This window comes from Rhodococcus sp. M8, assembly GCF_015654185.1.
Taxonomy (GTDB): domain Bacteria; phylum Actinomycetota; class Actinomycetes; order Mycobacteriales; family Mycobacteriaceae; genus Rhodococcus; species Rhodococcus aetherivorans.
Genome location: NZ_CP064065.1, coordinates 3077025 through 3089156, shown reverse-complemented (window position 1 = coordinate 3089156; position 12132 = coordinate 3077025). Strand labels below are relative to the sequence as shown.

Genomic DNA, 12132 nt, shown 5'->3' with positions numbered 1-12132 from the left:
CCTATGGTGGGTCGTGGTGGTCACGAGTGCAGTCCATTACCTGCCGGTGGTTCGACAGGAGTGAGCGTTCCGGTGGCGGCGGCGTGCTCGATCGCGGACAGCAGCCGATGGTGCCGCACGCCGTCCGCGAAGTCCGGAAGAGTCTTCGTCCCGGCGTGAAGACCGTGAACCAGTTGTTCGTACGAGTGCGCAACGACGTAGGCCGGGGTCGTTTCGGGTAGCCCGTGAACGCGCTCGTATTCACCAGGCGTCGGAAGCGGGTGGAGCTTCTGGTCGTCCCGGCTGGCTATCGCAATCCGTACCATGCCCATCTGCATATGACCGTGGACACCGGTGACGACGATGTCGCCGAGCGTTCCGTTGATTTCCCAATGGAAGTTCGTGGCCTTGGACATGCCGCCTCGGTAGTGCACGACCATGGGGATTCCCGACCCCAGTGTCCCCATCACGGCAATCTGGTCCGGGGTGCCTCTTTCATGGACCCGTCCGTCGGGGGACTCGACGGCCGTAGGCCGCCGGACGGCGGTGGTCGCCTGCACGCTGGTCACATTTCCCAGGACGGCTTCGACACCTGCCAAGGTGTGCCCCATCGGGATGGTCAACATCGTGGCACCCTCGGCCGGATCGAGAAGATAGATTTGATCGGATGCAATCGTGGGACCCCACGTGGAGCCGGAAGCGAGAATCGACGTCGACAGGATCTCGCCGATTTCGCCGCTGCGGACGACATCCCCGAGGTGCGCGATGAACGGCGCCGAAAGGACCTGAAGACCCACGAAGTGGGGTACGCCGGCGTCTGTCGCTCGACGGGCCAGCTCTTGGGCCTCCGACAGACCGTTGCCGAGCGGCCACTCGCACAGGACGGCCTTACCTGCAGTCAGTGCGGCCTCGACCAGCTCACGGTGGCGGGAAACCTTGACGGTGATGACTACGAGGTCGACGTCGTCCGAGCCGGCAAGTTCTTCGGCCGTGTCGTAAACCCTGTCCAAGCCGTGGGCCACCGCGGCCTTCGCGCTCGACTCCGGCGAGCTGGCGCATCCCCCGACAAGTTCTATCCCCTCGACCGCGCGAATGGCGGGCACGTGCGCATGGGCGGCCCATCCGCGCTCAGCGCTCAACCCGACGATGCCCACTCTCAGTGTGTCGGTCACGTCAGGTTCCCGAGCGCGGGCGACGGGCTCGGCAGTGCATCCATGGTGGTCGCCAGAACGTCCAACCGGCGACGTGAGGATCCGAGCAGGCGAGCCGTCGCCGTGGCGCGTTTGAAGTAGAGGTGGCCCGGGTGCTCCCAGGTGTATCCGATGCCGCCCAGTACCTGGAGGAGGTTCGCGACAGCGCGGAGCGAGTGCGACGAACTGTACACGCATGTGAGGTGCGCGGACTCGACGAGGTCCGCGGTCGTCGTCTTCTCGTCGGCGGCGAGGGCCGCGGCATGATAGACGACCCAGCGTGTTGTCTCCGTGTCGATGAAGACGTCGGCGCACCGATGCTTGATCGCCTGGAACCCCCCGATGGGACGTCCGAATTGCACGCGTGATCGTGCATATTCCACGACCATGTCGAGTGTTGCGGACAGGCAGCCTAGTTGGAGGGCGGCCAGTGCGATGCTCACCAGTGCATACGCCCGCTCCAAACCGTCGGCACAGCCCGCACCGCTCAATCGCTGCGCCGGGGTGGCATCGAAGGACACATCTGCCAGGAGGAGCGTCGGGTCGAGACTGTCTCCGGCCGTGCGGCTCAGACCCTCGGCGTCGGTGGTATCGACCAGGAACAGGGCGGGCCCATCCGGCGTCGCCGCAGCCGTGAGGACGACATCGGCGATCGCACCGTCCAGCACCCATCGACGCCGTCCATCGATCGTCCAGCCTTCCTCAGAACGGGTCGCACACACGTCCCGTCCGGCCAGGTCTGGCTCGCCGACCGCGTCGAGCAGCGCCCATGTGGCCGTGATGTCACCATTCGCCAGAAGCGGCAGCCAGAGGGACCGTGCGTCTTCGGTGCCGGTGCATGCGATGACCGGTGCCGCGAGGGCGCTTGTGGCGACGAGAGGTGAACTTACGAGGGCCCGGCCGTACTCCTCCAGAAGCAGGCTGAGCTCGACGATGCTTGCCCCCGAACCGCCGTACGCGTCGTCGATCGTCAGGCCCGGGAGTTCGAGTTCGTGGGTCATTGCGCCCCACAACGCCGGGTCGTATTCCTTCCCGCCGTCGACGATCGCGCGAAGTCCTTTGTCGCCGTACCGTTCGCCGAAGAATGCACGGAGCATCTCCGCGAAGTCGCGCTGGTCCTGACTCAGGTCGAAATTCATCTCTGTCACCCGGCCTTGGTCGGAGGTACTGGACGCGGCTCTCGGGGTAGGCCGAGCACCTGTTCCCCGATAGTGTTGCGCTGGATCTCCGACGAGCCTCCGTACACCGTGCCGGGGCGGGCGTGGAGATAGTCGGCGATCCATGCGGTCGACGAGGCGGAATTCACACCGAGCGGTTGGGGACCCAGATTGATCTTGGACTCCATGCCCGATGGTGTGAGGGCCCTGGGACCCAGGACCTCGACCGCGAGTTCGGTGACGCGTTTGCGGTACTCGGACATCATCAGCTTCGAGATCGACGACTCCGGCCCCGGCGGTCGTCCGGAGGCGGTGACCGTGAGATTGCGCAGCGCCAGGCAGTGCATAGCGTGCACAGACGTCCAACATTCGGCAAGCCTCCGCCGAAGCTCGACGTCGACGATGCCGAATTCGCGCATGGCGTCACGGAGCCGTAGAAGTTCGAGCTTGGCGGCGAGGGCAGCTGCGATACCACCCGAGCCTCGTTCGAAGCCGAGGAGTGTGAGGGCTACCTTGGCACCGTCGCCAGGTTTGCCAACGATGTTCTCCGCAGCTGTCCGCGCGTCCGTGAAGAACACTTCCGCAAGCTCGAACCCTCCGTCCATGGTCTTGATACCGCGGACTTCGACTCCCGGTTGATCGTAGGGAATCAGGAGGAAGGACAGGCCTTTTCCCTTGGGAAGCTCGGGCTCGGTGCGTACCAGCGCGAAGATCCAGTTGGCATGCGTTCCAGCGGTCTGCCAGATCTTCGAGCCATTGATGATCCACTCGTCGCCGTCCAACACGGCGCGGGTTCGCAGCCCGAAAAGATCCGATCCCGCCTCCGGCTCCGAATATCCCTGAGCCCACCGGATGTCAGCGCTGATGGTGCGTGGAACGAAATGCTTTTTCTGCGACTCCGTCCCCCAGTGCATGAGGGTGGGACCCAGAAGGGTCATGCCTACCGGATCGGTGGGGAGGGCGTACTGAGGAACTCCGGCGCGAACGAACTCTTCGGCGACGATCGACTGACTGGTCAGATCGAGACCGCCGCCGCCGTACTCCCTCGGCCATCCAGGGGCGATGAGGGCGTTCTCGACGAGAAACGCCCGCCAGGTCGCATTGAACGACTCGCGCTCGGCGGGATCGAGAGCGCCGACACCTTTCCAGTCGGGGGGCAGCTCCTGGGCGAGAAGCGAACGCACATGCGTCCGGTACTCCTCGGCGGTGGTGGGGAATGTGATGTCCACAAGACTCCAGGTGACATTGTGGGGTAACGGAGATGAAGTTCATAGGCAGGTTTGCATACAATCTGGAATATTGCAAGGTAAGAAGCGCTCTACCTGCGGGGTTCCTGGCGGATTCGGCGCTGCTCGACGGCGCCGCAGTGGAAATTTGGCATGCAAGATGTAATACTTTCATATCGATTGTCGAGGCATGGAGGTTTACCTGTGGGTATCGAAGAGCATGTGCCGCTGGATGGATCAAGTTTGCTTGTCGGCGTGCGTGTCGTAGAGCTGTCGTCGAGTGTCGCAGGCGCCTACGCGGGCCGGCTGCTGGCGGACATGGGAGCAGCGGTGTCCCGCGTCGATTACCGGCTCGAGACCTCCAGCTCGGAAGCGGCCACACCTCTGCTCGAGCAGTGGCTCCACAAGGGAAAGACGACTTGCGTGCCGGGCAGCGACGAGGTGCTGGCCGCTCTCGACGCTGCGCACCTGGTTATCGCGGAGGCGGATCCGGGTGACCGCGAGTTCTGCGCCTACGCGGTCGGCCTGGAACAGCGAGCGCGAGAACTTCCGCACCATCCCGTCGTCGTCATGCTTCGTCATGGCGTGCAGGACGGAGTGGGGATTCCCGGTACCGCATTGACGATCTCGGCTTGGTCGGGGATGAGCTGGGCGATGGGAAATCCGGATGACGCACCGCTGACGTTGCCGTTCGATCTGGGGGCATACGAGGGTGGCATTCATGCGTGCGCTGCAGGGCTCGCGGCGCTGCTCGCTCAGCCTTCCGCGTTCGGATTGCGGCACGTGGACGTGTCCAGCCGTGACGTCCTGACCTACTTCACCGGCATGATCACGGCGAACTTCCTCCCGTACGAGCGGCCGTGGACTCGGGACGGCGCCCGGCCGCCCGGGTCCGCCGGCGTCTACCCGGCCAGCATCTTCCCTTGTAAGGACGGCCACGTCGTACTGATGTGCCGGTCGCAGAAGGAATGGGACGTCTTCATCGAGGGGATGGGCAACCCGGAGTGGGCCGCCGATCCGAAGTTCCGCGACCCGCGGGTCGTTGCCAGGCTATACGCGGACGAAGCTGATACCCACCTGATGCCATGGATCCTCGACCGTACGCAGCAGGAACTGTTGGATTTCGGCACGCGACTGGGTTTACCGATCGCTCCTGTCCGCTCGATGCGCGAGGCCATCGACGAGCCACAGCTTGCCCACCGCGGCTACCTCGAGAATCTGCCGGACACAGACATCCGTGTCCCCACCACGCCGTGGCAACTCCGGGAGTCCCTTGCCACTGCCACCGAGAGCGGTCGTCCCTGGCCCCTGACCCCGGATACGGCACGCTCGGCAGGGCAACTGTTCGAAGGCCTGCGGATCCTCGACTTGTCGTGGGTCTGGTCGGGGCCACTGGTGACATCGGTGCTGTGCGACCTCGGCGCCGAAGTGATCAAGATCGAGCACACGAACAACATGGACTCGAGCCGAACGAGGGGACGAGCCCGCCGCAACGGAGTCGAGATCGAGGGTCCCGAGCACGAGGTCACCCCTTATTTCAATCAGATGAACCACGGCAAGCGCAGCGTCACCTTGAATCTCAAGGAGAAGCGAGCTCGCGAGATTCTGCTCGACATGGTCGAGCACTGCGACGTCGTGGTGGAGAACATGCGCCCGGGGGCGCTGCGGCGGCTTGGGCTGGGCTACGAGGTACTCGCCGAGCGCAACCCCGGCGTCGTCCTGCTCAGCATGTCCATGGCTGGTCAGAGCGGGCCGCTGAGCGGCATGAAGGGATATGCAGGTGTCATGGCCGCCATGTCCGGGATGGAATCGCTCATCGGGTACGACGAGGACACCATCGTCGGCAGCCTCGCCCCGGCACTGGGAGATCCCAACGCCGCGGGACACGCATTGAGTGTCCTGTTCGCAGCCCTGTTCCGCAGACGTGAGACGGGCCGTGGAGCGTGGATCGACCTGTCACAGACCGAGGCGCTCATGAACGTCCTGGTAGGACCGATGATCGAGAGTCAGATCAGCGGTCGGGTCGGCCCGCCGGCCAACACTCATCCGCGATTCGTTCCCAACGGCCACTTCCGGTGCGAGGGTGACGATTCGTGGATCGCGTTGTCGATCCGACGCGACTCGGAGTGGGCGGCTTTCACCGAGCTGGCGACCGCCGGCGCATTCGAGGCTCGCCCCGAGTGGTCGACCGCAGCGGGCCGATCGAAGGACGTGTCGAGTGTGGAGAGGGCGGTCGCCCGGTGGGTGTCGACGCGAAAGCGCGACGAACTGCTGGACGAACTGCTCTCACGGGGCATCGCCGCGGCTCCGGTAGCGTCTTTCGAGGATCTGGTCACCTCCGACTGGAAGGCCGAACGCGGGCTCACCGCCATCGTTGCGCATCCGTATCTCGGGAAGACCGAAGTGTTCCTCGTGCCTTGGCGGTTCGCCGGTCAGGGCCCTGCGACCCCCGCACCGGGCCCGATACTGGGCAGCTCGACCCAGGCTGTGCTCGACGAGCTGCTCTCCCTGCCGGCGGACGAAGTGCACCGGCTGCAACACGAACAGATCCTGTACTAGGGCGAGGATTGACACATGCCGATCGACATCCGCGCAGTCGGTAAGCGAGCCGATCCGTTTCGTCGAACGTGGGACTCCACCGACGCGCTGCTGTACGCGCTCGGTGTCGGTGCCGGTCAGGAGGATGCGTCTCGTGAACTGCAGTTCACCACGGAGAACACAGCTGGAGTGGAGCAGCAGGTTGTACCCAGCTTCGCCATCCCTGTGGTGCAGACAGGACTGGGGAAAATTCTCACTTTCGGTGACTATCCCCGAGGATCGCTCGTTCACGCCGAGCAGTCGCTGACCGTGCATCGCCCGCTGACACCTGCCGGTTCGGTGACTGTGTCGGCGCGCATCGCATCCATCGCCGACAAGGGGTCGGGTGCACTCGTACACATGGAGACGGAGGCGGTCGACACCACGACGGGGGAACCGGTCGTCTCCACCAGACTGGGATACTTCATCCGCGGTGAGGGCGGCTTCGGTGGTCAGCACGGTGACCTGAGTGGTGGCACGCCGTGGAGTGAGCCACTCGGTGACCCGCACGAATCCATCGTCGTGCCGACGCGTCCGGACCAGGCACTGCTCTACCGGCTCAGCGGTGACCGAAATCCGCTTCACTCCGATCCTACGGCCGCCGGTGCCGCCGGCTTTCCGCGACCGATCCTTCACGGCTTGGCCACCTACGGAATTGCGACCCGCGTTCTGACGAATCGATTGCTCGACGGTGACCCTGCTCGTTTCGGCTCCATTTCGGCTCGCTTCACGAGACCGGTCTTCCCGGGAGACACACTCGTCGTCCGCGTGTGGCGCACCGAAGAGAGCGTCGTCTTTCGTGTGCTGAACGACGCCGGCGCCATAGTGCTCGATCGCGGCAGGCTGACCGGCCACTTCCTCGATCGTCACCCACCACAGTCTTGATCGACGGAACGATCCACCTACGGACGAATCGGATGAGTAAACAAAGGAGACACCATGGTTGATCTCAACGGTCGCGTGGCTTTCGTGACCGGCGCCGCACAGGGAATCGGCGCCGCAACGGTGATGCGGCTTGCCCGCGCGGGTGCCGATGTGGCGGTCGTCGACATGAATCTCGACGGCGCAGAGGAAGTTGCGTCCTCGATCCGCGAGTCGGGCGGAAAGGCGATCGCCCTGCGGTGCGACGTCTCCTCGAGCGAGGCCGTCAACGCCGCGGTTGCGCAGACGAAGAGCGAGTTGGGCCCCGTCGGGGTGCTCGTCAACAACGCCGGTGTGCTGCGCGACAACTACCTGTTCAAGATGTCCGACGACGACTGGGACACGGTGATCGACACCCACCTTCGAGGTACCTTCAACTGCACGCGCGCGGCCCAAGCGCACATGGTTGAGCAGAAATGGGGAAAGATCGTCAACGTCAGCAGCGTCGCGGCGCTGGGAAACACGGCGCAGTCGAACTACGCTGCGGCGAAGGCCGGCATCCAAGGACTGACGAAGACGCATGCTCTCGAACTCGGCAAGTTCAATATCAACGTCAATTCCGTTGCGCCGGGGTTCGTCGAGACTGCGATGATCCGGGCCACGGCCAAGGCACAGGGTGTCGACTTCGAGGTCTACAAGCAGCGTGCCGTAGACCGCAATCCCATGAAGCGCGTCGCTCAGCCGGAAGACATCGCGGGTGCCATCGCACTCCTCTGCAGTGACGATGCGTCCATGATCAACGGCCAAGTGATCTACGTGGCCGGCGGCCCTCGGACCTGACGGAGCGCAAGATGACGATTTCCCTTCGAGGTGCCGCGTATATCGTGGGCGCCTACGAGCACCCGGGGCGCGACCTACCCGACAAGTCCGTCGCCCAGATACACGCCGAAGTCGCCAAGGGTGCGCTCCGCGACGCCGGACTGACTACAGCCGACGTCGATGGGTATTTCTGCGCCGGAGACGCTCCCGGCGGCCCTATAGCGATGGCGGACTATCTGGGCCTTCCTGTCCGTCATTGTGATTCGACCGACTACGGAGGGTCGTCCTACGTCGCGCTCGTCTCGCACGCCGCCCAGGCCATCGCCACCGGAAAGTGCTCGGTCGCGCTGATCACGATGGGGGGACGGCCGCGCAGCGGACGTCGGCGTGCTCCCGCACAGGACAACCCCGCATTTCCGTTCGAGGAGACCTACGGGCACAGCAACCCGGCGTCGTACGCATTGGCGGCGCGACGTCACATGTATGAATTCGGTACGACCTCCGAGCAACTTGCCGAGGTGAAGGTCGCTGCTTCCACCCATGCGCAGCACAACCCGAACGCGCTACTGCGCAAGGTCGTCACGGTCGAGGAGGTCGTCGACTCCCGTTTCATTGCCGAGCCTCTGCACCTGCTCGACTGCTGTGTGATCACCGACGGCGGAGGAGCGGTCGTGGTGGTGAGTCCCGAGGTAGCGCGGCGACTCGATCGCCGCGGGGTGAAGTTGCTCGGAGCGGGCGAGGCGCCCAAGCACACCGGGCGCGCGCCGATCGATCTCACGTACACCGGAGCCGTGTGGTCCGGTCCGCGGGCGTTCGCGGAGGCACGTGTGACCCCGGGTGACATCGACTACGCCTCCGTCTACGACTCGTTCACCATCACCGTCGTGGAAACCCTGGAGGACTTGGGGTTCTGCGAAAAGGGTCAAGGAGGTCGATTTGTTCTCGACGGCCGTCTGCAGGCCCCGCATGGTGGATTGCCTCTGAACACCGACGGCGGGTCGTTGTGCAACAACCATCCCGGCAATCGCGGGGGGATGACGCGCCTCATCGAGGCCGTCCGGCAGCTGCGAGGCGAGACGCATCCGGCCGTTCAGGTTCCCGACGTCCAGCTCGCACTCGTCCACGGTACCGGCGGCTGGCTCGGGAGCCGTATGGGCAGTGCGACACTCATTCTCGGACAGGAGGACTCATGACGGACAACGCCCGACAGAACGGTTCGGGCCTGCCCAGTGGCGAACCCGTCTTCGATGTCGATACCGAGCCCTACTGGCGCGGTGCTGCCGAGGGTAGGCTGCTGCTCACCCGGTGCGAAGATTGCAGCACCTACGTCTGGATCCCGCGACCGTACTGCCCCGTCGATCAGGCACCCACACGATGGGTGGAGGCATCGGGGAAGGGGACGGTATACAGCCACACGACCGTGCACCGCGGGGAGCGCTCCTATTCGAAGTCGGCGCCGTTCGTCCTTGCCTACGTGGAGTTGGCCGAAGGGCCGCGAATCATGAGCAATATCGTCGGATGTGCACCCGACGAGGTCGAGATCGGGATGCCGGTCACCGTCACCTTCGACCCGGTGGACGATGACGAACAATATGCCATCCCGCGGTTCAGGCCGGCCTGAACCGCATCTGTTCCGGGCGCACGCAGCATCGATCCGGTCTCGGCTCGGCGCACCGTGGCCTCGGCTGCGATCGTTTCGATCGCAGCCGAGGCCACGGTGCGCGTGTATGGAATCGTAGTCCCGTGCTCACCTCGATGCCGATGGGGCGGGCGCATCAGGGAGTGAAAGCCCTTCACCACGGGATTCGGTCCTGATCTTCGTCGAGTCCTGCAGATGCATGCGACGGAAGCCCGTGCGGGACTTCTCCGCACGGGTAAGGGATCGGGTCAGGACAGGATCGGCGCGCGAGTCGGCATCGGCACGGCGCGGGCGAATCGGATGGTCAGACCGACATGCTCACGCGGCGGGGGGCGAGGACTGGGGAAGGGAGAGCAGGGCTTGGCTGAGCGACGAGCCGAGCATGTCCTGCAGCATCTGGCGGCTGGTCGAGCGGTGGGCATCCATCAGCGAGACGAGTCGCTCGGCGTCTTTCGCCTCAATTGCTTCGATCATCTTCTGGTGGTCCTCGGTGACCCTGCGGCGACGCTCAGTGTTCGACAGGTGCAGGCTTCGATAGGGGTCGGAAACTCTCCAGACCCGCTCGATCTCGGCCTTGAGGATGTTCAAGGGAGACCACGAGAACATGATGAAGTGAAACTCTCGGTTCGCCTTCACCAGGTTGTCGATCGATCCAGACTCTGCGGACTCGTGACAGCGCTTGTTCGCATCGCGCAGTTCCTGCAGCTGCGCCTCGTCCGGCCATGCGATCGACCGCAGCACCTCGCTTTCGAGGAAGGTGCGAAGCGCGTAGTACTGCAGAAGGTCGCCGGCGGAGAGTTTGGCGACGGCGTATCCCTGATTGGGCGTGCGCACCAGGACGCCATCGGATGCCAGGGCACGCAGTGCCTCGCGAAGCGGTGTCCGGCTGACGTCGAGTCGCTCGGAGACGGCCCGCTGATCCACTCGCTGACCCGGTGAGAGTTCGCCGGTACGAATGAGGTCGTACAGCGAAGTGACCAGAGGATCCGCCGCAGCCGTGTCGTTCATGGTGTTCAATTCCCCATCTCCAAGGTGCCGCGAACGTCGAATAGCACGAATATTATCCGAAAAATTATGCAAACGCATCAGGTCGGTTCGGGTTCCCCGGCGGTTGTGGCCGGGTTCACGTGTATGCACTCGACTGTGCTGGTTCGTTTCGGTGGTTCGGAGGCCGGACGTGGTGTTGCGGCTGATGGGGCCGAGAGTCTCATATCCGCCCGCGTGGGACGGTCGATTCCACCTTCGCGGCGACCGGATCGGGCGAGATGCGTCAGGCGAGTGTGTAGACCGTGTAGGAGACCCCGCCGTTACGGACGGTCCCGACGGATATGCAAACGAGACGGTTCATCCACGCGAATGCCGACTCCGAGGGGGCGCTGAACCGCGGAGCGGTGTGAACCTGCCCGTCGGCGCTCACGCCGTCGTACGTCATCAAGATCACGGTGCCGTCGGATGTCTGGAGCTGAGCGCGAACGTCGAGGGACATGGAGCCGTCGGGATGTTGCGTCACCCAATCCGATGCGCTGTTCACGACGCCGTCGAAGAACCCGTCGGGTCCCTCGCCACGGAATCGTCCTCCCGTCGCAGTCAGCAGATACCGATTGCCCTCCGGATGCCCGGGCGATGCCGTCCGTTCGGTGTCGAAGTCGACGGACAGTACGTGGCGAAGGGAAGGGATGGCCTCTGTGCTCGTGTGCGACATCGCTCTGTTGTAGCAGACAACGGGACGAACGTCCCTTGCGATCCGCAAATTTTGCATGCAAGATGGTCGTCGAGAGTGGACCCGTGCGGGAAGATCTCGGCCGGCGTCGGTCGATCACGAAGATCATTCGAGGAGGTTGCTGGCTGTGCCCATCATCACCGTTCTACCGCTCGGCGTGAAAATTGAAGTGGAGGAGGGAAAGAGCGTCTTCCATGCGGCGGTCGAGGCGGGGTATCGGTGGCCGACTGTGTGTCAGGGCCTGGGATCGTGCCGCACGTGTTACATGCAGGTCGTCGAGGGCGCGGACGGCTTCGAAGAGCCCGACGACTGGGAACAGGAAGGCCTGGAGGATCTGGAGAGCACGGTCGGCGGAGTACACGCCGGAGTGCGCCTGGCTTGTCAGGCCCTCGTCTGCGGTGAAGCAACAGTTCGCAAGACCGGCGTCAAGCCGCCCGCGAGCGGGGACTGACAGGCGCCGTGCAGAAGATGCACGAGAGCACAGGAGGAGAGTAATGGCAAAGCAATTCACCCATGCGGGGACCGGAGACGTCTACTCCCTTCGGGAGGACGGGCGTGTCGAGGTCAAGAGCGCTGCAACGGGAGAGACCGGGGTGTTCACCTCCGAGGGTGAGTATGTCGAGGGCGAGCTGTACTACGCCGAAATGGTCATGTGCCAGTTCGTCGGACGATCCTACCCGGCCGAGAATCCGCCTCCCGAAACGCGTGAGCCCCGCAATGCATGAAACGCCGGTCGCGAACCGGTAAGGATGTGTCGGCCGAGCCACGCTCCGGCTTCCGATCGACGCATGGCAGTCCCGAGGGCTGTCGATCTTGTGGATACATCGACGCAATGACGGAAATCGAATGACGGCCGTGCCGGAGCGGATCGCATTCCCACAGAGGTGAACCGGAAGCCAGGACCAGTGGACGGGACGTACCCGACATCCCTGGGCGGTCATATGGCTGCCGGTAGCACATCCTG

Annotated in this window: 12 protein-coding genes; 7 read left to right on the top strand and 5 right to left on the bottom strand. The window is 64.3% G+C overall.

The window, feature by feature from the left end:
- Positions 1-20: 20 nt before the first annotated feature.
- From ISO16_RS13835 to ISO16_RS13825, 3 genes are read right to left on the bottom strand one after another with little or no spacing between them, the layout of a single operon-like run.
- Entirely contained in the window at positions 21-1151 is a 1131-nt protein-coding gene (locus ISO16_RS13835) for a Gfo/Idh/MocA family protein (protein ID WP_072636797.1), read from the bottom strand.
- A complete protein-coding gene (locus ISO16_RS13830) occupies positions 1148-2308 on the bottom strand; it encodes an acyl-CoA dehydrogenase family protein (protein ID WP_072636796.1) in 1161 nt (386 codons plus the stop codon). The genes ISO16_RS13835 and ISO16_RS13830 overlap by 4 nt, the downstream gene beginning before the upstream one ends.
- A 5-nt stretch (positions 2309-2313) precedes the next feature.
- A complete protein-coding gene (locus ISO16_RS13825) occupies positions 2314-3555 on the bottom strand; it encodes an acyl-CoA dehydrogenase family protein (RefSeq protein WP_072636795.1) in 1242 nt (413 codons plus the stop codon).
- Between the two features lie 252 nt (positions 3556-3807).
- On the opposite strand from ISO16_RS13825, the gene ISO16_RS13820 reads away from it, so the two are divergent.
- The 5 genes from ISO16_RS13820 to ISO16_RS13800 are packed head-to-tail and all read left to right on the top strand — an operon-like array spanning position 3808 to position 9430.
- A complete protein-coding gene (locus tag ISO16_RS13820) occupies positions 3808-6111 on the top strand; it encodes a CaiB/BaiF CoA-transferase family protein (RefSeq protein ID WP_230304348.1) in 2304 nt (767 codons plus the stop codon).
- A gap of 15 nt (positions 6112-6126) precedes the next feature.
- Positions 6127-7014: a MaoC/PaaZ C-terminal domain-containing protein gene (locus tag ISO16_RS13815; protein ID WP_072636793.1), complete on the top strand. Its 888-nt coding sequence runs from the start codon at positions 6127-6129 to the stop codon at positions 7012-7014.
- 54 nt (positions 7015-7068) lie between these two features.
- Positions 7069-7830, top strand: coding sequence for an SDR family NAD(P)-dependent oxidoreductase (locus ISO16_RS13810; RefSeq protein WP_072636792.1), 762 nt, complete (start codon positions 7069-7071; stop codon positions 7828-7830).
- An 11-nt stretch (positions 7831-7841) separates the two neighbouring features.
- The gene (locus ISO16_RS13805; RefSeq protein WP_206003396.1) at positions 7842-9002 is read left to right on the top strand and encodes a thiolase domain-containing protein; all 1161 of its coding nucleotides are present in this window, start codon (positions 7842-7844) and stop codon (positions 9000-9002) included.
- A complete protein-coding gene (locus ISO16_RS13800) occupies positions 8999-9430 on the top strand; it encodes a Zn-ribbon domain-containing OB-fold protein (protein WP_072636791.1) in 432 nt (143 codons plus the stop codon). Before ISO16_RS13805 ends, ISO16_RS13800 begins: the two co-directional genes overlap by 4 nt.
- A gap of 336 nt (positions 9431-9766) precedes the next feature.
- On the opposite strand, the gene ISO16_RS13795 is transcribed toward ISO16_RS13800, so the two are convergent.
- Positions 9767-10456 carry a GntR family transcriptional regulator gene (locus ISO16_RS13795; RefSeq protein ID WP_072636819.1) on the bottom strand — a complete coding sequence of 230 codons (690 nt, stop codon included), beginning with the start codon at positions 10454-10456 and terminating at the stop codon, positions 9767-9769.
- 262 nt (positions 10457-10718) lie between these two features.
- Positions 10719-11150, bottom strand: a complete 432-nt coding sequence (locus ISO16_RS13790; RefSeq protein WP_072636790.1) for a DUF3237 domain-containing protein — start codon at positions 11148-11150, stop codon at positions 10719-10721.
- Positions 11151-11295: 145 nt separating this feature from the next.
- On the opposite strand from ISO16_RS13790, the gene ISO16_RS13785 reads away from it, so the two are divergent.
- Positions 11296-11619, top strand: coding sequence for a 2Fe-2S iron-sulfur cluster-binding protein (locus tag ISO16_RS13785; RefSeq protein ID WP_206003395.1), 324 nt, complete (start codon positions 11296-11298; stop codon positions 11617-11619).
- A 43-nt stretch (positions 11620-11662) separates the two neighbouring features.
- The gene (locus tag ISO16_RS13780; RefSeq protein ID WP_072636789.1) at positions 11663-11893 is read left to right on the top strand and encodes a hypothetical protein; all 231 of its coding nucleotides are present in this window, start codon (positions 11663-11665) and stop codon (positions 11891-11893) included.
- Positions 11894-12132: the final 239 nt, after the last annotated feature.

Excerpts from the sequence above, each read along its gene's own strand:
- ISO16_RS13815 (WP_072636793.1), top strand. The coding sequence starts at position 6,127 with ATGCCGATCGACATCCGCGCAGTCGGTAAGCGAGCCGATCCGTTTCGT.
- ISO16_RS13780 (WP_072636789.1), top strand. The coding sequence starts at position 11,663 with ATGGCAAAGCAATTCACCCATGCGGGGACCGGAGACGTCTACTCCCTT.
- ISO16_RS13810 (WP_072636792.1), top strand. The coding sequence starts at position 7,069 with ATGGTTGATCTCAACGGTCGCGTGGCTTTCGTGACCGGCGCCGCACAG.
- ISO16_RS13830 (WP_072636796.1), bottom strand. The coding sequence starts at position 2,308 with ATGAATTTCGACCTGAGTCAGGACCAGCGCGACTTCGCGGAGATGCTC.
- ISO16_RS13805 (WP_206003396.1), top strand. The coding sequence starts at position 7,842 with ATGACGATTTCCCTTCGAGGTGCCGCGTATATCGTGGGCGCCTACGAG.
- ISO16_RS13795 (WP_072636819.1), bottom strand. The coding sequence starts at position 10,456 with ATGAACGACACGGCTGCGGCGGATCCTCTGGTCACTTCGCTGTACGAC.
- ISO16_RS13790 (WP_072636790.1), bottom strand. The coding sequence starts at position 11,150 with ATGTCGCACACGAGCACAGAGGCCATCCCTTCCCTTCGCCACGTACTG.
- ISO16_RS13800 (WP_072636791.1), top strand. The coding sequence starts at position 8,999 with ATGACGGACAACGCCCGACAGAACGGTTCGGGCCTGCCCAGTGGCGAA.